The organism is Microbacterium luteolum (genome assembly GCF_039533965.1).
Taxonomy (GTDB): Bacteria; Actinomycetota; Actinomycetes; order Actinomycetales; family Microbacteriaceae; genus Microbacterium; species Microbacterium luteolum.
On sequence record NZ_BAAAUN010000001.1, the window covers coordinates 839,262 to 860,382 of the forward strand.

19 protein-coding genes and 1 pseudogene are annotated in these 21,121 nt (G+C 70.3%); 10 read left to right on the forward strand and 10 right to left on the reverse strand.

The genetic code is table 11. The features are described 5' to 3' along the window. Positions 1-42: 42 nt before the first annotated feature. Positions 43-813, reverse strand: a complete 771-nt coding sequence (locus tag ABD648_RS04150) for an isocitrate lyase/PEP mutase family protein (protein WP_282217435.1) — start codon at positions 811-813, stop codon at positions 43-45. Between the two features lie 162 nt (positions 814-975). Here ABD648_RS04150 and ABD648_RS04155 point away from each other — a divergent pair, with 162 nt between their 5' ends. The 4 genes and pseudogenes from ABD648_RS04155 (at position 976) to ABD648_RS04170 (ending at position 3,837) form a co-directional block, all read left to right on the forward strand. After that, complete coding sequence (locus tag ABD648_RS04155) at positions 976-1,224, forward strand: hypothetical protein (RefSeq protein WP_282217436.1); 249 nt, start codon at positions 976-978, stop codon at positions 1,222-1,224. Beyond that, positions 1,209-1,274 (forward strand): annotated as a pseudogene (locus ABD648_RS04160) (hypothetical protein); the annotation flags it as partial. The gene ABD648_RS04155 and the pseudogene ABD648_RS04160, both read left to right, overlap by 16 nt. A gap of 49 nt (positions 1,275-1,323) precedes the next feature. Then, positions 1,324-2,361, forward strand: coding sequence for an HNH endonuclease signature motif containing protein (locus ABD648_RS04165; protein WP_282217437.1), 1,038 nt, complete (start codon positions 1,324-1,326; stop codon positions 2,359-2,361). 60 nt (positions 2,362-2,421) lie between these two features. After that, a complete protein-coding gene (locus ABD648_RS04170) occupies positions 2,422-3,837 on the forward strand; it encodes an RNB domain-containing ribonuclease (RefSeq protein WP_282217438.1) in 1,416 nt (471 codons plus the stop codon). Positions 3,838-3,874: 37 nt separating this feature from the next. Here ABD648_RS04170 and ABD648_RS04175 read toward each other — a convergent pair whose 3' ends face one another. Genes ABD648_RS04175 through ispG form a run of 3 tightly spaced genes read right to left on the reverse strand, consistent with a single transcriptional unit; the run spans position 3,875 to position 6,277 of the window. After that, on the reverse strand, positions 3,875-4,738 hold the full coding sequence (locus ABD648_RS04175; protein WP_282217439.1) for an alanyl-tRNA editing protein: 864 nt from the start codon (positions 4,736-4,738) through the stop codon (positions 3,875-3,877). Positions 4,739-4,791: 53 nt separating this feature from the next. Continuing rightward, the gene (locus ABD648_RS04180) at positions 4,792-5,124 is read right to left on the reverse strand and encodes a nuclear transport factor 2 family protein (protein WP_282213725.1); all 333 of its coding nucleotides are present in this window, start codon (positions 5,122-5,124) and stop codon (positions 4,792-4,794) included. Positions 5,125-5,146: 22 nt separating this feature from the next. After that, positions 5,147-6,277, reverse strand: coding sequence for a flavodoxin-dependent (E)-4-hydroxy-3-methylbut-2-enyl-diphosphate synthase (ispG, locus tag ABD648_RS04185; RefSeq protein WP_282213726.1), 1,131 nt, complete (start codon positions 6,275-6,277; stop codon positions 5,147-5,149). Positions 6,278-6,527: 250 nt separating this feature from the next. Here ispG and ABD648_RS04190 point away from each other — a divergent pair, with 250 nt between their 5' ends. Then, a complete protein-coding gene (locus ABD648_RS04190; protein WP_282213727.1) occupies positions 6,528-8,411 on the forward strand; it encodes a chorismate-binding protein in 1,884 nt (627 codons plus the stop codon). An 18-nt stretch (positions 8,412-8,429) separates the two neighbouring features. Here the strand turns inward: ABD648_RS04190 and ABD648_RS04195 are convergent, their stop codons facing one another. Further along, positions 8,430-9,743 carry a M50 family metallopeptidase gene (locus tag ABD648_RS04195; RefSeq protein ID WP_282213728.1) on the reverse strand — a complete coding sequence of 438 codons (1,314 nt, stop codon included), beginning with the start codon at positions 9,741-9,743 and terminating at the stop codon, positions 8,430-8,432. 66 nt (positions 9,744-9,809) lie between these two features. Between ABD648_RS04195 and ABD648_RS04200 the strand changes: the two genes are divergently transcribed. From ABD648_RS04200 to ABD648_RS04210, 3 genes are all read left to right on the forward strand, one after another. Next, the gene (locus ABD648_RS04200) at positions 9,810-10,394 is read left to right on the forward strand and encodes a hypothetical protein (RefSeq protein WP_282213729.1); all 585 of its coding nucleotides are present in this window, start codon (positions 9,810-9,812) and stop codon (positions 10,392-10,394) included. Positions 10,395-10,494: 100 nt separating this feature from the next. Continuing rightward, entirely contained in the window at positions 10,495-11,178 is a 684-nt protein-coding gene (locus ABD648_RS04205) for a YcnI family copper-binding membrane protein (RefSeq protein WP_282213730.1), read from the forward strand. 92 nt (positions 11,179-11,270) lie between these two features. Next, positions 11,271-12,893, forward strand: coding sequence for a Mur ligase family protein (locus tag ABD648_RS04210; RefSeq protein ID WP_282213731.1), 1,623 nt, complete (start codon positions 11,271-11,273; stop codon positions 12,891-12,893). Between the two features lie 15 nt (positions 12,894-12,908). Here the strand turns inward: ABD648_RS04210 and dxr are convergent, their stop codons facing one another. Both dxr and ABD648_RS04220 read right to left on the reverse strand, forming a co-directional pair. Then, positions 12,909-13,991, reverse strand: a complete 1,083-nt coding sequence (gene dxr / locus ABD648_RS04215) for a 1-deoxy-D-xylulose-5-phosphate reductoisomerase (protein WP_282213732.1) — start codon at positions 13,989-13,991, stop codon at positions 12,909-12,911. A 37-nt stretch (positions 13,992-14,028) separates the two neighbouring features. Next, positions 14,029-14,985, reverse strand: a complete 957-nt coding sequence (locus ABD648_RS04220) for an FKBP-type peptidyl-prolyl cis-trans isomerase (RefSeq protein ID WP_282213733.1) — start codon at positions 14,983-14,985, stop codon at positions 14,029-14,031. 129 nt (positions 14,986-15,114) lie between these two features. On the opposite strand from ABD648_RS04220, the gene ABD648_RS04225 reads away from it, so the two are divergent. Then, positions 15,115-15,912, forward strand: coding sequence for a lysophospholipid acyltransferase family protein (locus ABD648_RS04225; RefSeq protein ID WP_282213734.1), 798 nt, complete (start codon positions 15,115-15,117; stop codon positions 15,910-15,912). 12 nt (positions 15,913-15,924) lie between these two features. On the opposite strand, the gene ABD648_RS04230 is transcribed toward ABD648_RS04225, so the two are convergent. Beyond that, a complete protein-coding gene (locus tag ABD648_RS04230; RefSeq protein ID WP_282213735.1) occupies positions 15,925-16,425 on the reverse strand; it encodes an OsmC family protein in 501 nt (166 codons plus the stop codon). A gap of 31 nt (positions 16,426-16,456) precedes the next feature. Here ABD648_RS04230 and ABD648_RS04235 point away from each other — a divergent pair, with 31 nt between their 5' ends. Continuing rightward, positions 16,457-17,452 (forward strand): asparaginase, encoded by a 996-nt coding sequence (locus ABD648_RS04235; RefSeq protein ID WP_282213736.1) that lies wholly within the window; start codon positions 16,457-16,459, stop codon positions 17,450-17,452. A gap of 25 nt (positions 17,453-17,477) precedes the next feature. Here ABD648_RS04235 and ABD648_RS04240 read toward each other — a convergent pair whose 3' ends face one another. Beyond that, complete coding sequence (locus tag ABD648_RS04240) at positions 17,478-20,219, reverse strand: FtsK/SpoIIIE domain-containing protein (RefSeq protein WP_282213737.1); 2,742 nt, start codon at positions 20,217-20,219, stop codon at positions 17,478-17,480. 59 nt (positions 20,220-20,278) lie between these two features. Further along, positions 20,279-21,079 (reverse strand): PP2C family protein-serine/threonine phosphatase, encoded by an 801-nt coding sequence (locus ABD648_RS04245; RefSeq protein ID WP_282213738.1) that lies wholly within the window; start codon positions 21,077-21,079, stop codon positions 20,279-20,281. Between the last annotated feature and the right edge of the window lie 42 nt (positions 21,080-21,121).

A 21,121-nucleotide genomic window follows, 5' to 3' on the forward strand; every position in this document is an offset into this window, starting at 1 on the left:
ATCAAGTCTAGTGAGCCGTGGACACCCGTCTCTGCGACGAGGTCAGTTGAGCGCGGGCAGTCCGGACGGCACGACTCCCCCGCCGTACAGGCTGACGGCGAGCTCCTGCAGTGCGGTGAGTGCCACGCGCTGCGGGAGCGGGCCGTAGGAGATGCGCGCGACGCCGAGCTTCTCGTAATCCGAGGCCGCGAGAGCGCCGGGGACGCCGATCACGCTGACCTTGCGATCGCCGATGCCCTCGACGAGCTGACGGGTGACGTTCGCGTCGAGGAGGCCCGGGACGAAGACCGCGGTCGCCCCGGCGTCGAGGTAGGCGCGGCCGCGCTGGATCGCATCGGCGATGCTCTCCTGGACCGGACGGTGACCCGCGCGGACGAAGGCGTCGGTGCGCGCGTTGAGTGCGAACGGGACACCCTCGGCCTCAGCGGCCTTCACGATCGCCTCGACGGCGGCGACCGACTCGTCGAACGGCTTGAGCCGGTCTTCGACGTTCGCACCGACGATGCCGACGCCGATCGCGAGACGGGTGGTCTCCCCCGCGTCTCCGTAGCCGTCGTCGAGGTCGGCGGTGACGGGGACCTGGACGGATGCCGCGATGCGCCCGACCATGTCGATCATGAGGTCGCGCGGCGTCGCACCGTCGTCATACCCGAAGGAGGCGGCGATGCCGTGTCCGGCGGTCGCGATCGCCTTCGTCTCGGGAAGGGCGGCGACGGCACGGGCACCGACGACATCCCACACGTTCACGACGCGGAGGATCTCCGGAGCGTCATAGAGTCCGACAAGGGTCTGGGCCTTGGCTGCAGTGGTCATGACTCCACGCTAACGCGGGCGGTCGACATCGGGGGCGGTACAGCCGGAACAATCGCGGGCTCAGCGACGGTGTTCCGTTGCTTCGGGACGGCATGCCGGTGTATCGGTTTGTGGGGCTGATCTGGGGGTTTGAATGTCGGTGGCCCCTGGTTCACTAGGGGTATGACAGCACTGGCGGACGCGACGGTCGAGCAGGTGAACGCCCTGGGGGCGGTCACCGAGATGCTCGTCGAGGTCGAGCGCACGATCAGCAGCATGCAGGCGGTGCGTGATGGTTTCCTCGCGGTCGGGTCCCGTTTGGCGGTCGACGTCGCCCGGCAGGCCGCGTCGCGGGACGAGGCGGAGCTGGCGTCGCGGCCGAGTTCGCGGCCGCGCTGCGCGTGTCGGACCGGACGGTGCAGCGGCGGATGACGGACGCGTCGTTCCTGGTGGAGCGTTTCCCGCGGGTGTGGCGGGCGCTGGGCGCCGGGCTCATCAGTGCCGGGCATGCCCGGGTGATCTGCGACGCCGGTGCGCACTTGGATGATCCCCGCGGCCCGGGATGCGTATGCCGGGGAGGTGCTCGGGTTCGCGGAGACCGAGTCCCCGAACCGTGTCGCCCGGATGGCGCGGCGGGTCGCGGAACGCTACCAGTCCCGTCCGATCGGTGAACGACACAAGGATGCGCGGGCGAAGCGGGGTGTGTGGGTGAAAGACCTCCCTGACGGGATGGCCGAACTCGGAATGTGCGGCCCCGCCGCGCTCGTGCACGGCGCGTTCGACCGGATCACCGCCATGGCGAAAACCGTGCAGGAACAGACGGTGCAGGAACAGACACACCCGACCCGGGCGGATGCTGGTGGCGACTCGCGGGAGAGCGCGTTCGGCCCGGCGGCGGATGCGGCGCGGACCGCAGGTCGCCCGGCCTCCGACAAGAAGCACGGTGACACGGTGGCGAAAGGCCCGCGCACTCTCGGGCAGATCCGCGCCGATCTCACCCTCGATCTCCTCCTCACCGGCACACCGGCCGGACACGACACCCCGGCCGGGCTGCTCGCCGCGATCACCGCCACCGTGTCCGTCACCGTCCCCGTCACGACCCTCATGGGCGCCGGGACCACCCCTGCGGAACTGAACGGGCGCACCCCGATCGACCCCGACACCGCGAGACGCCTGGCGGGTGCGGCATCCGGATGGGATCGCATCCTCACCCACCCCATCACCGGGGCCCTCCTCGCCGTCGACCGGTACCGACCTGGCGCTGACCTGAAACGACACCTGCGGGCTCGGGATCAACGCTGCCGATTCCCCACCTGCGGATACCCACCATCGGACTGCGACATCGACCACCACCACGACGCCGCCCACGGCGGTGCGACCACCGCCGAGAACCTCGGCCACCTCTGCCGACGACACCACACCCTCAAACACCAGACCCCGTGGCACGTCGAACCCCTCACCGACGGGTTGTACACCTGGACCAGCCCCACCGGCCGCACCTACATCGACACACCCCCACCACCCCACACCATCACCTTCACCGAAGACGACACCCCACCACCCTTCTGACGCAGGGGCGCCCCGGCGGATCTGGACGACGCTCGGAGCCGCTCGACCTATGGTGGAAGCATGCCTCAGCGCCGATCGCACGTCGCCTCGTCCGCCGAACAGACCGAGCTCGCCTCGGCATTGGCGGCATTGCGCGAATCCCTGGACGCCCCGCTCAAGTTCCCCGCGGAGGTGCTCGCCGAAGCGGACGCGACAGACCCGACCGAACCCGAGCTCGACCTGCGCGAGATTCCGTTCGCGACCCTCGACCCCGCCGGATCCCGTGACCTCGACCAGGCATTCCACCTGGAACGCGACGGCGCCGGATACACGGTCCGCTACGCGATCGCCGACGTCCCCGGCTTCGTGGAGCCGGAAGGCGCGGTCGACGCCGAGGCTCGCCGCCGCGGGCAGACGCTGTACGCCGCCGATGGCAGAATCCCCCTGCATCCGCCGATCCTGAGCGAGGATCGCGCCTCCCTTCTCGCCGACGTCGATCGGCCGGCGCTCGTGTGGACGTTCTCCCTCGACGCCGAGGGTGCCGTCTCCGCTTTCCGTCTGGAGCGTGCACTCATCCGCTCGCGCGCCCAGCTCGACTACGTCTCGACCCAGCAGTCCCTCGATCGAGGCGAGGAGGGCCCGGCGACGCTCCTCCCGGAGATCGGCGCCCTGCGCATCGAGCAAGAGCGGCGTCGCGGAGGCGCGAGCCTCAACCTCCCGGACGAAGAAGTCGTGCGCGCCGACGACGGCACCTACGCGATAGAACGCACCACCCCACTCGCTGTCGAGGAATGGAACGCCCAGCTCTCCCTGATGACGGGAATGGCCGCGGCCTCTCTCATGCTCGATGCCGGAGTCGGCATCCTGCGCACGATGCCGAGGCCCGACGACGACGCCTTCGACACGTTCCGGCACCAGACCGAGGCGCTCGGCCGCCCGTGGACGTCCGGCGACTACGGCGAGTACCTGCGCACCCTCGACCGGAACGACCCGTTGACGCTTCCCGTCCTGCAGGCAGCAGCAGCCCTCTTCCGCGGCGCGGGCTATGTCACGTTCGACGGCGAGGCGCCCAGAGATGCCGTCCAGGCAGCGATCGCCGCGCCGTACGCCCACGCCACCGCGCCACTGCGGCGCCTCGTCGACCGCTGGGTGCTGGCGATCTGCCTCGCCGTCTCGACCGGGCGAGAGATCCCGTCGTGGGCACGGGAGTCGCTCGACGAGCTGCCCGGGCTGATGCAGGAATCCGGCCGGCGCGCATCCCAGCTGAACGCGGCGACCATCAACTGCGTCGAAGCGGCCCTGATGACTCCGCTGGTCGGCACGACGATCGAGGCGACCGTCATCGAACTCCGCGGCGACCGCGCATCCATCCAGATCGCCAACCCCGCCGTGACCGCAACCGCTCCCGTGCCCGCGGGCTCGCGGCCCGGTGACATGGTCCGACTTCGGGTCGTCCGCGCCGACATCGCACGCGGAGAGATCGACTTCGAGGTCTGACCCGCAGCCACAGTGTCGCCGGCAGGGCGGGCGACGCTCAGACGGCCGGCACCGCCGTGGTCGTCATCACCAGCAACTGCGGGTCGCTCAGATCCAGCGCGACCTCGATCGAGGCGAACTCCGACAGCGACGCGACGTGCGTGCCGCCGCACAGGATCACGGCCTCACCCTCGGGAAGCTCGCAGTGCCAGCGCCGACGATCGACGATGGTCGGGCCTTCGACCTCGATGCGGCTGGACGCTCCCGACGCGACCCAGTCGGCGAGCTGGGCGTTGATGCGCGCCGCGCGCGCGTCGAGCGTCGCCGCGAACGTCTCGGTGTCGAACCCGGCGCGGCGCAGGCTCTTGCCGAGGCGATACTCGTCAACGGCGCCGTCCTCGTCGATGCGGCTCGACTGATTCGCGCGACCCTCGAAGTCCGGGTTGCCGAGAGCGTCGGCGCCAGGATCCTTGCGCCACAGGTCGGCGACGGCGAGGTCCAGGGCGAGCGAGGCGAGGTGGCATGCGGTGTGCCCGCGGCTGAGTCCTGCGCGACGCATGGCATCCACCGAAAGGGTGACGGTCGCGCCGGGGACGAGCCCCTCGGGCGCCTCCGCGGCGAGGCGGTGCCCCACCAGCCAGGTCCATCCCTCCGCACCGCGCTTGACGGGGATGCCGTTGCCGACAGTGAACTCGCCCGCGTCGCTCGACGCTGCCATGACGGCCTCGACGACGGCCGCACGCGCATCGCCCACGATCAGCTCGCCGGAGTCGCCCGGCTGATCGGGCCACGTGTGATCCACCGGATGGAACGGCGACGCGTCGACGACGACCACCACGCCCTCAGGGAAGGTCTCGACGCGCGTGACGACACCGTCACCCGTCAGGGAACCATCGGCGAAGGACACGATCGTGGACGGCATGGGACTCCTGGGGTCGGTGCAGAGACGAGAAGGCGTCCGGGACGCCGATGTGCTCAGTGAGCGGGCGGGATGGTGAAGCTCGCGAGCTTGTCGCCCTCGACGACGAAGATGCCGTCGGACTCGCCGTTGAACACGCGGCTCGACCAGCCGAACCGGATGCGGGTGGTGTCGCCCTCGGTCACGGCGCTCAGCACGGTCATGCGCGCTCCGGCACCGATCGCATCGCTTCCTGCCCAGCTCCGAACGCCATCGGGTCCGGACTTCACCGTTCCCCAGTCGCTCACGAAGCCGTCAGCGGTGAACGCCGAGACGAAGGCCTCGGTGTCGGCCGCGTTGATCGCGTCGACCATCGCCTGCACGGGCGCCGGCACGGTGCTGTCGGACATCTCGGTCTCCTCGGGTCGATGCTCAGACGGTGACGACCTGGGCGGTGCCGAGCGGCGCCGCGGGGCCCATCTCCTCGGCGATCCGGTTCGCCTCCTCGATCAGCGTGGCGACGATGTCGGCCTCGGGGACGGTCTTGATGACCTCGCCCTTGACGAAGATCTGCCCCTTGCCGTTGCCCGAAGCCACACCGAGGTCGGCCTCACGCGCCTCGCCTGGGCCGTTCACGACGCAGCCCATCACGGCGACGCGCAGCGGGACGGTCATGTCCTTGAGCCCCTCGGTCACGTCTTCCGCGAGGGTGTAGACGTCGACCTGAGCGCGTCCGCACGACGGGCACGAGACGATCTCGAGCTTGCGCTCGCGCAGATTGAGCGACTGCAGGATCTGGTGCCCGACCTTGACCTCTTCGGCCGGCGGGGCGGAGAGCGAGACGCGGATCGTGTCGCCGATGCCCTCGCCCAGAAGGATGCCGAAGGCCGTCGCGCTCTTGATCGTGCCCTGGAACGCGGGTCCGGCCTCGGTGACTCCGAGGTGCAGCGGCCAGTCGCCCATCTGCGCCAGCAGGCGATAGGCCTGGACCATGATCACCGGGTCGTTGTGCTTCACCGAGATCTTGAAGTCGTGGAAGTCGTGCTCCTCGAAGAGGGAGGCTTCCCAGCGCGCGCTCTCGGCGAGCGCCTCCGGAGTCGCCTTGCCGTACTTCTGCAGCAGGCGCGGGTCGAGGGATCCGGCGTTGACGCCGATGCGCAGGGAGACCTCGGCGTCTTTGGCGGCCTTGGCGATCGCCCCGACCTGATCGTCGAACTTGCGGATGTTCCCCGGATTCACACGCACCGCGGCGCAGCCGGCGTCGATCGCCTGGAACACGTACTTCGGCTGGAAGTGGATGTCGGCGATCACCGGGATCTGGCTCTTCTTCGCGATGATGTGCAGCACGTCCGCGTCGTCCTGCGACGGCACGGCGACACGCACGATCTCGCAGCCGGACGCCGTGAGTTCGGCGATCTGCTGCAGCGTCCCGTTGATATCGGTCGTCTTGGTCGTGGTCATCGACTGCACGCTGACGGGTGCATCGCCACCGACGAGCACCTTGCCCACCTTGATCTGGCGGGACTTGCGACGCGGGGCGAGGACGACGGGGACCTTCGGCATCCCAAGATTCACTGCTGGCACCCCTCAAGCCTACGCCGCCAGGATGCACGGGGGCTGGATGTCGACCGCATCGTCTCGGCGTCATCCGCCCGGGCACGGCACACGCGGTGTGGTAGTTTTCACCCCATGCTCGCGAACTTCACCTGGTGGCCCGCCTCTTAGGCGGTGTGTTCGCGTTCCCACGAATCCAGACCGCCTCCGGGGCGGTCTTTTCGTTGAGCCGAGCCGGAGCCCTTCACAGGAGACATCGATGACCCTCTCACGACTCGCCGAGCTCAGCGCCGACCCGACGGCATCCTTCGTGCTGATCGCACGCGACGGCGCCGACACCGTCGAGCTTCTTAGCGGCGACGTCCTCGACGTCGACCTGCTGCGCGACATCCCTCTCGACATCGACGGCGCACCGCGCGAGGTGTTCGCACTCGTCCCGTATCGCCAGGTGCGCGAGCGCGGCTTCGTCGCGCAGGACGACGGCGCGCCCCTGCGCTGCATCGTCGTCGACGAACACCTTCACCTGGAGACCGGAGAGGTGCTCGCCGCGCTCCCCGACGCCCCGGTGCCGCTGCACGACGACGGCTTCGACATCGCCGACGCGGAGTACGCCACGATCGTCGAGAAGGTCATCGCCGACGAGATCGGCCGCGGCGAGGGAGCCAACTTCGTCATCCGCCGCGACTTCACCGCGAACATCGACGTCGACGACCGCACGGCGGCACTCACCTGGTTCCGCGCTCTGCTCACGCACGAGCGCGGGGCGTACTGGACGTTCGCCGTCTTCACGCCCGGCCACATCGCGGTCGGTGCGAGCCCGGAGGCGCACGTCGTCGCACGCGGCGGCGTCGTCACCATGAATCCGATCTCCGGCACCTTCCGCCACCCGTCGGGAGGCGCCACGAAGGAGACGCTCATCGACTTCCTCGCTTCGACGAAGGAGACCGAAGAGCTCTTCATGGTCGTCGATGAAGAGCTCAAGATGATGAGCGCCGTCTGCTCCGACGGCGGCCGGATCACCGGACCGCACCTCAAGGAGATGTCGCGGCTCACGCACACCGAGTACATGCTCCGCGGACGCAGCGCCCTCGACCCCCGCGACATCCTGCGCGAGACGATGTTCGCGCCGACGGTCACCGGATCGCCGATGCAGAACGCCTGCGCGGTGATCCGCCGCCATGAGAAGAAGCCCCGCGGCTACTACTCCGGCGTGGCCGCCCTGTTCACCCCGAACGGGGACGGCGGGCACGACCTGGATGCCCCGATCCTCATCCGCACGGTCTATCTGAAGGACGGTGCGCTCAGCGTGCCCGTCGGGGCGACCCTCGTGCGGCACTCGGACCCCCTCGGCGAGGTCTCGGAGACGCACGGCAAGGCAGCCGGCGTGCTGGGGGCGATCGGCGCCATCGACCGCGACCAGATCGCCGAGGCGCGCAGCGACTCCGATGCCCCCGGTGACGAGCAGGCACTGGCCGACGACCCGACCATCGCCGCGCTGCTGTCGTCGCGTAACGCCCGCCTGGCGGATTTCTGGCTCAACCCGCAGGGCGACGATCTCGACGGACCGTTCGCCGGGCGCACCGCACTCGTGGTGGACGCCGAGGACCGCTTCACCACGATGCTCGCGCATCAGCTCCGCCACCTCGGCCTCTCCGTCACGATCAGCCCCTGGAGCGAGGTGCAGGACGCCGATCTGGATGCCGCAGACATCGTCGTGGCGGGCCCCGGACCCGGCGATCCCCGGGATGCCGGCAATGCCCGCATCGCCCGGATGCGCGAGGTCGTCGCCCGACGCATGGACGCCGAGGCGCCGCTGCTTGCCGTCTGCCTCAGTCACCAGATCCTCAGCGACCGGTTCGGCATCGCGCTGACATCGCTGGATGCTCCGCACCAGGGCCTCCAGAAGGCGGTGCCCGTGTTCGGCGAGGACCCGTCGATCGGCTTCTACAACACCTTCACCGCCCGCGTCGAGCCCGGCACGACGAAGGTCGGGCCGGCGGAGGTCTCGGCGGATGCCGTGTCGGGCGACGTGTATGCGCTTCGCGGCCCGCACTTCGCCTCGGTACAGGGACACCTCGAGTCGATCCTGTCGCGCGACGGTATCCGCACTCTGGAACGGCTCGTCCGTCACGCGCTCTCGTAAGAGTTCGCGCTGCGGCCGTTACTGCAGGATGTCGACCGGGTTGAACAGGTCGGCGACCAGCAGGAGCGCGCCCATGCCGATCAGCAGCACCGCGACGACCACCGTCAACGGCACGAGCCGGGTGGCGTCGACGGGCGCCGGCGGGGGCCGACGGAACAGCTTCGCCCAGATCCGCTTGACGCCCTCCCAGAGCGCCACCACGACGTGACCGCCGTCGAGCGGAAGTAGCGGGATGAGGTTGAAGACGAAGAGCGCGACGTTCAGCGAGGCCAACAGCTGCAGCAGCACCGCGAAGCGATTCAGGATCGGGGCGTCGGTCGCGGCGACCTCTCCGGCGAGCCGCCCGACACCGACGACGCTGAGCGGGCTGTTCGGGTCGCGCTCGCCTCCGGTGACCAGTGAGACACCGATATCCCAGAGCCGCACCGGGAGGGTGACGATCAGCGAGGCCACCCGGCTGACGTTCTCGGCCGTCAGCTGCGCTCCGGCGGTGAGAGGCTGCTGCACGTAGCCCATCTGCGAGCCCATGCCGACGTAGCCGACCTCCTTGACGACGGGATCGCCGGAGGAGTCGAGGATCGGCTGCCCGCTGGCATCCGTGATCGTGCGCTCTGCGGCGATCGGCGTGATGCTCAAGGCCTTCTCGGCCCCGTCGCGACGCACCACCAAGTCGAGCGCGTCGCCCGGCGCCGCCTGGACGATGGCTGTCGCCTCGGCGAACGTCGACACCGGCTGACCGTCGATCGAGACCAGCACGTCACCCGGTTCGATGCCCGCCTCCGCCGCCGGCGACGCGGGGTCGTCGGCGGAGCACTCGGTCGCCGTGGACTCGGCGGGCACGACGCATTCGGTCACCGACGCGATCGTCGTCGTTCCTTGCTGCACCCCGATGCCGGAGACGAGGACCGTGAAGATGATGACCGCGAGGAGCAGGTTCATCAGCGGTCCGCCCAGCATGACGACCACGCGCTTCCACACCGGGAGCTTGTAGAAGACGCGGTCCTCGGCGCCCTCGGCGATGGTCTCGTCGTTCGCGGAGCGCGCGTCCTGGATGAGCGTGCGGAACACACCCCGCGCAGGTCCGGCGTTATTCGAAGCGGGGTACATGCCCGACATCGAGATGAAGCCGCCCAGCGGCAGCAACTTGAATCCGTACTCGGTCTCGCCGATCCGCTTCGACCAGAGACGCGGCCCGAAGCCGATCATGTACTGGCCGACGCGCACGCCGAAGAGCTTGGCGGGGACGAGATGGCCGACCTCATGCAGGCCGATCGACAAGCCGAGGCCGATCAGCATGAACAGGATGCCGCCCACGTAGAGGAGGATTTCCACGTGCCAACGCTACTGCCCGCAGCCTAGGAATCCGCCCGGCACCGCCGACCGGGCTAGGCTGACACGGTGACGACCCGGCAGCTGCGACTGGTACGCGCCGCCGCCGTCTCCTCCGTGGCCACGCTACTCGCCGCCGTGTCGCACACCCTCGGCGGCGGATCCGCACCGCATCCGCTGCTCATCCTCGCGGTCGCCACGCTGCTCACACCGCTCTGCGCGCTGCTCGTGGGCGTGCGGCCGTCGCGCTCGCGTGTCGCCGCTGCCGTCCTCCTCGCGCAGGCGGCCTTCCACCTCGTCTTCCAGGTGCTGGGTTCGCCCACGGGATCCGCCGTCGCTGACACGTCGGGCCATGCGCACCACCTCGATCTCGCGCTGCTCGGGCCCGTCGCATCGGTGCCCACGGCCGACGCCGCCATGCTGGGCGCGCACGTCATCGCCGCCGCACTCACCACGCTGCTCATCTGGCACGGCGAGGCGCTCGCCCAGGCCGTCGCGCGCTGGTTCCAGGCGCTGCTCCTGCGCGCCGTCCTCGGCGCTCCCGTCGATCACCGACGCCCTGGTGCACTCCGCTCCGTCCTGCTTCCCGCGTTCGACGCCGCGATCTCCCGCGACGTCTCGCGACGCGGACCGCCGGCGCCCGTCCGCGGCTGAACGCCGCACCGACGTTCCGCTGCCCACGGCAGCGTCATCCTTCGCGGGTTCCCGCGTCCTTCCGACGCGCCCGCTTCACGAGCAATCAGGAGACTTCTTCATGTCCAGCAACAACAACACCCGCACCCGCGCCCGCCGCGTCGCGATCACCTCCGCTGCCGTCCTCGGCGGCGCCGTCCTCGCTCTCGCCGTCCCGACGATGGCCGCTGCGCACGTCGGCGTCAGCCCCGATGAGCTCGTGGCCGGCGACCACGGTGTGCTCACCTTCTCGTTCTCGCACGGGTGCGAGGACTCCCCCACCACCTCTCTCCGCATCACGATGCCGGAGGGGCTCGCCTCGGTGGCTCCCACGCTCGACGGCGACTGGACCATCGACGTCGAACGCGGCGACGACGGACTGGTGAGCGCGGTGACCTACACGGCGCTCACACCGGTTCCGATCGATCTCCGCGGCGCCGTGAGCATGTCGGTCGGCCTCGATGAGGACACCCCGAGCTCCCTGGCCTTCCCTGTCGTGCAGCAGTGCGTCGAGGGGGCGACCGAATGGACCCAGCTCGCCGCCGACGGCGAGGACCCGCACAGCCTGGACTCCCCCGCGCCGGTCGTGACCGTCGCCGAGGCCACGGCCGACGGCCACGGCGAGCATGGAGCAGCGGAGACGACCACGGATGCCGCCGCGCCCGTCGCCGCAGACCCGCTGCCCACGGTCCTCGGTGCGGGAGGGCTCGTGGCCGGGATCGCTGCCCTCGTGGTAGCGGTGCTCGCCTACCGTCGCCGCGCCTGACACGCGAGTCCGCCTCCTCTCGCGCACCACGCGCGGGAGGAGGCGGGCCGCAGACCGAGTTCATCTCGGCGCCGTGAGATCATGGATTCGACATGTCGATTGAACAACAACCGAGCCTGCCTCCCGTGCTCCGCCCCGCGAACCCGCCCCGGCGTGAGCTGTCCGAACTCGCCTCCCGATTCGCCAGGGCCGTCCGCGGCGACGTGGCCGGCATCGTGGTCTCCGGCATCACCCTCGCCACCGCGGATCTGCGGCCCGGCGAGGCCTTCGTCGCGATCCAGGGCGTCAACCGCCACGGCGCCGATTTCGCCGTCGCCGCCGCCGAGAAGGGAGCCGTGGCCGTCATCACCGACGAGCCGGGCGCCGAGATCGCCGCGGCCGCCGGACTCCCGATCATCGTGGTGGACCATCCCCGCGCCGTCCTCGGCGACCTCAGCGCGTGGGTCTACGGCACCGGAGCCGACGATCCGCTCCCCCTGCTCTTCGCCACGACAGGCACCAACGGCAAGACGAGCGTCTCCCACCTGCTCGAAGGCATCCTCGACCAGATGGGCGTCGTCACCGGACTCTCCTCGACCGCCGAACGGCACATCGCCGGCGAGGTCATCGTCTCCCGGCTGACGACGCCGGAAGCCTCGGAGATGCATGCGCTCCTCGCCCTCATGCGCGAACGCGAGGTCGAGGCCGTCGCCGTCGAGGTGAGTGCGCAGGCCCTGTCGCGGCATCGCGTCGACGGCATCCGCTTCGACGTCGCCGGCTTCACCAACCTCAGCCACGACCATCTCGACGACTACGCCGACATGGACGAGTACTTCGAGGCCAAGCTGCCGCTGTTCCGCCCCGATCGGGCCCTGCGCGGAGTCATCTGCCTCGATTCCCCCTCCGGCGCCCTCGTCGTGGAGCGCTCCGAGATCCCCTCGGTGACCGTCGGCACCCCGTCGATCGCGGCCGATCCCGACGCCGCGGCACAGGCGGACTGGGTGGTCGTCATCGACGACGAGCGCGCCGCGGGCACGACCTTCACGATGACGGGCCCCGCCGGCTCGCTCACCACCACGGTTCCGGTGATCGGCCCGCACATGGCCGCCAATGCTGCTCTCGCGATCGTGATGCTGCTCGAGGGCGGGTACCCGTGGCAGCGCATCGTCGACGCATTGTCCCGTGACGACGGCATCCGCGCGTACCTCCCCGGCCGCACCCAGCTCGTCTCCGGCGAGCGAGGACCCGCGGTCTTCGTCGACTTCGGGCACTCGCCGGATGCGTTCGAGAAGACTCTCGCCGCTGTCCGGCGCGTGACCCCCGGCCGCGTGCTGATGCTGTTCGGGGCGGACGGCGACCGCGACGCGAGCAAGCGGTTCGACATGGCACGCACCGCGGTGGAGGGCAGCGACATCCTCGTCGTGACCGACCACCACCCGCGTTTCGAGGATCCCGCCTCCATCCGCGCGACCCTCATCGCGGGCGCACGGAGCGCACGACCGGATGCGGAGATCCACGAGTACTCCCCGCCGGAGAGCGCGATCGTCGCGGCCGTCGACCTCGTCGGCGACGGTGATGCGATCCTCTGGGCAGGACCCGGTCACCAGGACTACCGCGACATCCGCGGCGTCCGCACGCCGTACTCGGCTCGAGAACTCGCCCGGCGCGCGCTGCGCGCCGCGGGCTGGCCGGTGCCGGATTCCCGCTGGCCGGTGCCGTACCCCGACGAGGACTGACGCGGGAGCGGTGGCTCAGGCCGCCGCGATCAGCCGATCGGCGGTCTGGCGCGCCCAGGACTCCGCGGCGGCGAGAGACTCGACCGTGAGGACGTCGGGCGGCTCGTGCGCGTCGACGACGCGGGCGATCGTGTCGACGATGCCGAGGAACGACAGACGTCCCTCGTGGAAGGCATCGACGGCCTGCTCGTTCGCCGCGTTGTAGACCGCGGGGAACGTCGCCCCGGCGCGTCCCACGGCCTTCGCGAGAGCGACCGCGGGGAAAGCCGTGCCGTCGAGTGGTTCGAACGTCCAGGATGAGGCCGTCGTCCAGTCGAGGGGACGTCCGACTCCGCCGACGCGGTTCGGCCAGTCCAGGCCGAGCGAGATCGGCAGTCGCATGTCCGGCGGGGACGCCTGCGCGATCGTCGAGCCGTCGATGAACTCGACCATCGAGTGGACGATGGACTGCGGATGGACGACGACGTCGATGTCGTCGTACGCGACATCGAAGAGGAGATGGGCCTCGATGACCTCGAGTCCCTTGTTCACGAGGGTGGCGGAGTTCGTCGTGACCATCCGCCCCATGTCCCACGTCGGGTGCGCGAGGGCCTCCGCCGGCGTGACGTCGGCCAGCTCGGCGCGGGAGCGACCGCGGAAGGGTCCACCGGATGCCGTGACGACGAGTCGCCGCACTTCGGAGTGCGTTCCCGCCCTGAGGGCCTGCGCGAGCGCGCTGTGCTCGGAGTCGACCGGCACGATCTGCCCGGGGGCCGCGGCCGCGAGGACGAGCTCGCCGCCGACGATGAGCGACTCCTTGTTGGCGAGAGCGAGGGTGCGACCGGCTTTCAGCGCGGCAAGCGTCGAGCCGAGGCCGATCGAACCCGTGATCGCGTTGAGGACGACGTCCGCCTCGACATCGCGCACGAGCTGCTCGGCTTCTGCGGCGCCGAGGGCCGTGTCCTCGATGTGGAACTGCGCCGCCTGCGTCGCCAGCATCTCGGCGTTCGAACCGGCGGCGAGGCCGACCAGTTCGAAGCGTCGAGGATTCGCACGGATCACATCCAGCGCCTGCGTTCCGATGGAGCCGGTGGAGCCGAGGACGATGATGCGACGCATGACGCCAGCCTAGGACACGAGCCGACGAGCCCCTCGCCTACTGCTGCGGCTGGACGGGCGTGGTCGCGAGGATGTCGACGACGAAGACGAGGCTCTCCTTCTGGAGCTCGTGCCCCTCGGTCGCGCCGTAGCCGTCAGCCGGCGGCATCACGACGACGACCTGCGAGCCGACCTTCTGGCCCTCGAGCGCCTTCTGGAAGCCCGCGACGACGCCGGTGGTCTGGAACTGCGCCGGTGCCGCATCGCGGCTCCAGCTCGAGTCGAATTCGCTGCCGTCCGACCACTTCACGCCGAGGTACTGCACCACGACCAGGTCACCGGAGGCGACCGTCGCGCCATCGCCCTGCTTGAGGACGGCGACCTTGGTCTCCGTCGGCTCGTCGCCGTCGGGGATCGTGACGGTCGGCTTCCCGGCCTTGTCGAGCTCGACGGCGGGCATGCCGGCGGTCGGCTCGACGTCGGTGCCGGTCGCGACCTCGGGGAGGTGCTCGACCGCCTCGGCGTAGACGACCACGTTGCTCGCGCCCTCACCGAGCACGTCGCCCGGGAGCGCGAGGACGATCCGCGAACCCACCGGCTCGCACTCGAGAGCAGCGACGAAGAGCGAGGACTGATTGGTGTCGAGCAGCACGGGCAGAAGTCCGCCCTCGCCGCGTGCCGACGAGTCGAGAACGCTGCCTGTCGCGGCATCGATGATCTGATACTGCACGGACACCAGGTCGTTGACCCCGATCTCCTCGCCGTCGCCCTTGCTCACGACGGTGCGCTCGACGCCCGCGAACGGGGCGTCTGCGGGCACGGTGACCTTGGTGTCGGCGCCTCCGCCGTCGAGAGTCACCGCATCGGAGGTGTCGCCCGGCTGCGCATCCAGCGCGCAGGAGCTGGAGGCCGTCGGATCGGGCGTGCTCGAGCTCTCCGGCTCACCGCTGCCGGAGCAGCCAGCCAGGAGGAGGGTCGCCGCAGCGACAGTGGACAGGAAGACGAGCGGACGCATGCGCACAGGGAGACCTCAGGATCGCGGGCGGGACACCCCATCCTCTCCCATCCCCCTTTGCCCGCGCTGGGAGGCGCGGCGCGATTCTTCATTCCCGCGATGGCATGGATCCGGGAGTAACCTGCTCTGATGACCTCTGAGCAGTCCGTCGAGCCCGAATCCTCGTCAGAAGAGATTCCGGCCTCAGAGGACACAGCGAAGCCGCGCCACGCCGGATTCGCGTACCGACTCGGTCGCGGCCTCATCACACCGCTGGCCCGACTGGTCTACCGTCCTCGGATCGAGGGCCGCGAGAACGTCCCGCTCAGCGGACCCGTCATCTTCGCGAGCAACCACATGTCGTTCATCGACTCGATCGCCATTCCGGTCGCCGCTCCCCGTCCGGTGCACTTCCTCGCGAAGTCGTCGTACTTCGAGGGCACCGGATTCCAGGGATGGATGAGCAAGACGTTCTTCGAGTCCATCGGCGCGATCCCGGTTCGTCGCGGGGCCGGCCAGGCAGCGCTCGACGCGCTCGACCTGCAGCGCCAGCTCCTCGACGAGGGCCTCGCGGTCGCGCTCTATCCCGAGGGCACCCGCTCCACCGATGGACGCCTGTACAAGGGCCGCACCGGGGTGGCGTTCCTCGCGCTCCAGACCGGCGCCCCGGTCGTGCCGGTCGGCCTGATCGGCACCGACAAGGTGATGCCGGTCGGTGCGAAGGTCCCGACGATGTCGGAGCGCATCACGGTGCGCTTCGGCGAACCTCTCGATCTCTCGCCGCACGGTCCCGCGACGAGCGGACGCGCACGGCGACTCGCGACCGACGACATCATGGCGGCCATCCATGCCCTCTCCGGCCAGGAGCTCGCGGGCGCCTACAACGAGGCACCGGCGCAGGGCGCGATCGAGAAGATCAAGCAGGCGCTGCCGCACGAACGGCGCTGACCCGAGACCGGGTCAGGACGCGAGCGCGGTGACCGTCGCCTCGTGTCGAACCGGGAAGTTCATCGAGTTCGCGATGAAGCACCACTCGTTGGCCTGTGCGTGAGCACGCTCTGCGGCCTCGATCATAGAGGCCTCGGCGACGACCACCTCGGGTCGCAGCATGACCTCGACGAAGGCGCCTCCCCCGGCGCCGTTCTCGCGCATCATCCCGCTCGCCTGATCGCGGTAGGACACGACGACGACCCCGGCCGTCACGCAGGCGTGGAGGTACGACAGCAGGTGGCATTCGGACAGCGAGGCCAGGAGCAGATCCTCCGGGTTCCACCGCGAGGGGTCGCCGCGGAACGGCTTGTCGGCCGACGCGAGAAGGTCGGGCTTGCCGTCCACCTCGATCGTCACGTCACGGCGGTAGTCGCGGTAGCCGCTGGTCCCGCCTCCGGTGTTTCCCGTCCAGGTCGACGTAAGGGCGTAACGATGCTCGCCGAGGGCGCGGGGGGTCGACTGCTCTGCCATGTCACAAGTCTGCCAGGGATAGAGTTGAGGGGTGCTGGAGACTCTCACCGTTCAGGATGCCGTGGAACTCGCCGTCGTCGAACGCAGCGGGTTCGTCGAGTCCCGCCATGCGGGTGTCGCCGTCGTGCTGTCGCCCGATGGCGAGGTCGTCGCCCGACACGGCAACGCCGACGCGCTGATCCTTCCGCGTTCCAGCCTCAAGCCACTGCAGGCCGTGGCGTGCATCACAGCGGGTGCCGTCCTCGAGGGCGAGCAGCTGGCACTCTCCACGGCCAGCCACACCGGAACCGACCGTCACGCATCGGTCGTCCGCGACATCCTGACAGAGGGCGGTCTGACGGAAGACCACCTGGGCTGCCCGCCGGCCTGGCCGACGGACTCGGCGACGAGGGATGAACTCGTCCGTGAGCACGGCCAGATGGCGCGCGTGCGCATGAACTGCTCCGGCAAGCACGCAGCGATGCTCCGTGCATGCGTCGCCACCGGATGGTCCACCGACGGTTACCTCGACCCCTCTCATCCGCTGCAGTCCCACATCCGCGAGGTGGTCGAGAGGCTCTCCGGTGAGAAGATCGCGCACACGGCGATCGACGGCTGCGGGGCCCCCGTGCACGCGCTCACGCTCATCGGCCTCGCCCGCGCCATCCACCGGATCGGCACAGCGTCGGATCGGTCGCCGTTCGCTCTGCACCGCGTCGCCGGATCCCTGGTGCGGGCCGTCCGCGAGAACCCGTGGACGATCGAGGGCCCTGGTCGACCCGACACGATCGCGATCGAGAAGCTCGGGGTCTTCACCAAGGGCGGCGCCGAGGGCGTGATGGTGATGGTCGCGCCGAACGGCACCACCGTGGCGCTGAAGATGCTCGACGGCGCCGCGCGCGCTTCGACCATCGTCGCCGCGACCCTGCTCTCCCGCGCAGGCGGGCTGAGCGATGCCGACGTCGCGGAGCTCCACTCCGCTCTTGCGCTCGATGTCCTCGGCGGAGGCGCCGTGGTCGGCAGCATCCGCCCCGGCAGCGGCATCTGACGCGCTCTCCCACTTACGGGCTCACTCACCCCGGCGCGAGCGCCGGAACGATGACACGGCGTGGTGACCCGGCACCGCGCACCGACCACGCTCGGCCGGCGTGCGGATGCGCGAAGGGCGGCAGTTCTCGGACACCCGCGAGCTGACGCAGATCCGCCGGCTGCTCCGCGCGGACGAGGACCTCCCCGGTCGCGCGGACTCCCTGCCAGATCGACCAGCTGCGTTGCCAGGTCTCGGCATCCGCCACGAAGATACACGGGACGTGCGGCCGCAGTCTCTCCGCACCCGGGAGAAGCACTTCGCAGTCCGGGTGAGCCGCCTGCAAGCGCGCCACGATGTCGGAGGCGCCGGTGCTCACCACCGCCGAGATGCTCGCCGCGGGGCTCCACGCCGGCGGCGACGGCTCGACCGGGATGACGACGGCATCCTCCTCGACCCAGGCGAACTGCATCTCACGCCCGCCGAGGACCGCTCGGCCGGGGACGCGGTCGCGGATGAACCCGGACGGTTCTCCCCCGGCCGCGATGTGCTCGACCCGACTCGCCATCCGCAGCAGGGCCCGTCGCGGAAGCGCATCGAGAAGACGACCCACCGGGCCGGCCGCACGCGCGGCGGTCATCACGATGGTCGCACCGCCCGCCCGCAGGATGCGCTCCCAGTGCTGGGCGAACTGCTGCGCATGCTCGGGTGGCAGTCCGGCGAGAAGGCCGTCCAGGTCGTCGCACAGCACCACCGGCGGCAGCGGTTCGCTGCCGGTCGACCAGGCCGCGACCAGGTCCCACGCTCGCTCGGCATCGCGCGGCACCCATCGCGCATCCGGGCGCTGCGCGGCGATCAGCCGCAGAGCCGTGGTGCGTCCGGACCCAGGCGCGCCCAGGATCGCGATACCCCGTTCCACCCCGCAGCCCAGCAGCTCGAGAGGCTGTGACTGCTGCTCCGGTGCGTCGGATCGTCCCAGGATGGCTGTCCCCGCCGGCACAGGCGGTGCGTCGAGTGTGAGTTCTCGGAGGGGGACGCTTCCGGGCAGCGCGGGAAGCCAGGGACTGCGTGGTCGCTCGACGGCAGCCCATCGCATACCGACCTGCCGCAGATCCGCCGCGCCGGTGAGAGCGACGCGCAGCGCGACCGGCGCGTGATCCTCGGGACGGCGCACCAGCGCGATTCCCCGCGAGCCCGCTCCCCCCGGGATCTCCGACGCGGCGTCGGTCCCGATCACGAGCCTGCTGTCAGCGGCGTCCCCGACCCGCAGACTGATCCGCAGCGGACAGTTCGCGGCGAGGGCGTCGCGGACGACACCGGCAGCGCGCTGCGTGCCGAGGATGAGGTGCATGCCCAGCGCGCGACCGCGGGCGGCGACGTCGGTGAAGACGGCGCCGAGGTCCGGATGCTCCTGCAGAAGAGCCGCGAACTCGTCGACGACGATGACCAGCCGAGGCATCGACACGTCTCGCACGTCCCTGGCGCCCGCAGCCGCGAGCACCCCTTCCCGGTGCCGCAGCTCCGCGGTCAGGCTCGAGACACCCCGTCGAGCCCCGTCGTCGTCCAGATCGGTGATGACGGCGGCCACCTGCCGGAGCTCGCGCAGCGGCTCGAAGGCGGTGCCGCCCTTGAAGTCCGCGAGAACGAACGTCACGCGGTCGGGGCCGTTGGCCTCGGCGATCGCCGTCACCCAGGTCACGAGGAGCTCGCTCTTGCCCGTCCCCGTCGTGCCGGTGACGATCGCGTGCGGTCCGTCGTCCACGATGTCGACCACGATGTCCTCGTGGGCGCTCCGCCCGATGACCGCGGGGAGTCCACCGATGCTCTGCGACTGCCCGAGCTCGCGCATGGCGACGGCCTGCGGAAGCGCGTCGGCGTCGCCGTGCTCCTCCTTGCACTCCCGGGCGATCACCTGCGCCTGCGCGAGCGAGAGGCATTCCACGGCTACTTCCACGATTCCTCGTGGCGTCCTCAGCGTCGCAGCTCCCGGCTCCTCGACGTCGAGCACGGTCGTCACGCCGTCGGGCACCTCACCTCCCGCGTCTGTGAGCCAGATCACGGCGTCGGCATCGATCCGGGTTCCGCCCGACGCGGCGACGCCGACACGGAATCCGCTCCGTCGTGCACGCACGGCGTGCGGCAGGGCATCGAGTCCCCACCGCGCGAGATCCTCGCCGACGAGCGAGAGCTGGGCGGCGCTGAACCGCAGACAAAGCTGCACGGCGACGGCGCGGGCGACCGCGGCGACCAGAGCCTCCGGTCCTCGCAGACAGACGCCGCGCCCGAGAGCCACCGTGAGCGGCGCATCGTCCAGCGATGCCGACCGCCCACGGAAGTCGCGCGCACGCGCATCGTCACCGCCGCCGCTGCAGCGGATCCCGCTCGGCACCCTCCCCCCGCCCACCACGAGAACGGTCGTCTCGTCCGGCGGATGTGCGTCACGGAGCGGCCGCCGGGTCAGGCACGACGCGGCATCCGGTTCCTGGAGCCACCGCGCGGCGCGCTCCTCGCGCTGTCGGCGCTCCAGCTCGGCCTCAGCCTCCGCCCATCCCGCCTCGGTCGCTGCGTCGTTGCGGCGCCGGTCTCGTCGTCTGCTCCGAGCTCCGTCGGCGAGCGACGCCACGAGCATCAGCGGACCGAGCGCAGCGAAGCAGAGAGCGTACAGCGAACCGGTGACCAGCCAGAGCACCACTCCGGCGGCGATGGGCACGATCGCCGCCATGAAGGGCAACGAGGGGCGACGCGGCTCCGGGGGCGCAGCGGGGAGAGCGATCGGAAAGGAGTCCATGCTCCTCAGTGCACAGCATGCAGCCTCCGCAAAGGGCGCTGTCCACAGGAGCGGGGCGGCTACTCCGCGTCGTCGTCCGTTGTGGAGGGCGACTCGTCCGCCTCGCCCACCTGAACGATGACGAGCGTGACATTGTCGCGTCCACCGTTCTCCAGAGCCGCGGCGAGCATCGCATCGACGGCGTCGGCGGGGTCGGCGTTCTCGCGCAGGAAGTGCTGGATCCCGTAGTCGGTCAGCTCCTTCGTGAGCCCGTCCGAGCAGATGACGAAGCGGTCGCCCGCTCGCACATCGATCGTGAGATAGTCCGGCGGAGTGAGCTCGCTCGCACCGACGGCACGCGTGATCACGTTGCTGTAGGGGTGGCCCTCGGCCTCCTCCGGGCTGAGCTTGCCCGCCGTGATGAGCTCCTGCACGACCGAGTGGTCCGTGGTGACCTGCACCAGCCGGTCGTCACGGAGCAGATAGACCCGGGAATCGCCGATGTTCAGCGAGACCCACTGCGGCACGTCGCCGTCGACGTCGAGGAAGACCCCGGTGAGCGTAGTGCCGGTGCCCTCGTCGGTGGTCTCCGGGTGGTCGGCGATGTCGGCGACGGCCAATTCGAGCGCGTTCTCGATCGCGGCCCTGTCGACCTCGCCGGACTCGACCATCGCCTCGAGCCTCGCGACCGTGCTGCGGCTGGCGATCTCTCCCCCGGCATGACCACCCATGCCGTCGGCGACGATGAACAGCGGGTACTCCGCCAGGAACGCATCCTGGTTCGTCTCACGGCGACGGCCCAGATCGGTGACGCCGGCCCACGAGAGCAGCAGCGGGCGCTCTGCGATCGTGATGCTGCGCGTCTTCGTCGTCTCAGCCACGTGCTGCCTCCGATGGACCTGCGGCTGATCGGGCGAGCGCAG

Coding starts and splice junctions, on each gene's coding strand:
- ABD648_RS04175 (WP_282217439.1), bottom strand. CDS start 4,738: ATGCCGTCCACGATCGTGTCCTTCGCCGATGGTTCCCTGACGGGTGAC.
- ABD648_RS04230 (WP_282213735.1), bottom strand. CDS start 16,425: ATGGCAGAGCAGTCGACCCCCCGCGCCCTCGGCGAGCATCGTTACGCC.
- ABD648_RS04210 (WP_282213731.1), top strand. CDS start 11,271: ATGTCGATTGAACAACAACCGAGCCTGCCTCCCGTGCTCCGCCCCGCG.
- ABD648_RS04240 (WP_282213737.1), bottom strand. CDS start 20,219: ATGGACTCCTTTCCGATCGCTCTCCCCGCTGCGCCCCCGGAGCCGCGT.
- ABD648_RS04180 (WP_282213725.1), bottom strand. CDS start 5,124: ATGTCCGACAGCACCGTGCCGGCGCCCGTGCAGGCGATGGTCGACGCG.
- dxr (WP_282213732.1), bottom strand. CDS start 13,991: ATGCGTCGCATCATCGTCCTCGGCTCCACCGGCTCCATCGGAACGCAG.
- ispG (WP_282213726.1), bottom strand. CDS start 6,277: ATGCCGAAGGTCCCCGTCGTCCTCGCCCCGCGTCGCAAGTCCCGCCAG.
- ABD648_RS04220 (WP_282213733.1), bottom strand. CDS start 14,985: ATGCGTCCGCTCGTCTTCCTGTCCACTGTCGCTGCGGCGACCCTCCTC.
- ABD648_RS04225 (WP_282213734.1), top strand. CDS start 15,115: ATGACCTCTGAGCAGTCCGTCGAGCCCGAATCCTCGTCAGAAGAGATT.
- ABD648_RS04155 (WP_282217436.1), top strand. CDS start 976: ATGACAGCACTGGCGGACGCGACGGTCGAGCAGGTGAACGCCCTGGGG.
- ABD648_RS04190 (WP_282213727.1), top strand. CDS start 6,528: ATGACCCTCTCACGACTCGCCGAGCTCAGCGCCGACCCGACGGCATCC.
- ABD648_RS04170 (WP_282217438.1), top strand. CDS start 2,422: ATGCCTCAGCGCCGATCGCACGTCGCCTCGTCCGCCGAACAGACCGAG.
- ABD648_RS04150 (WP_282217435.1), bottom strand. CDS start 813: ATGACCACTGCAGCCAAGGCCCAGACCCTTGTCGGACTCTATGACGCT.
- ABD648_RS04205 (WP_282213730.1), top strand. CDS start 10,495: ATGTCCAGCAACAACAACACCCGCACCCGCGCCCGCCGCGTCGCGATC.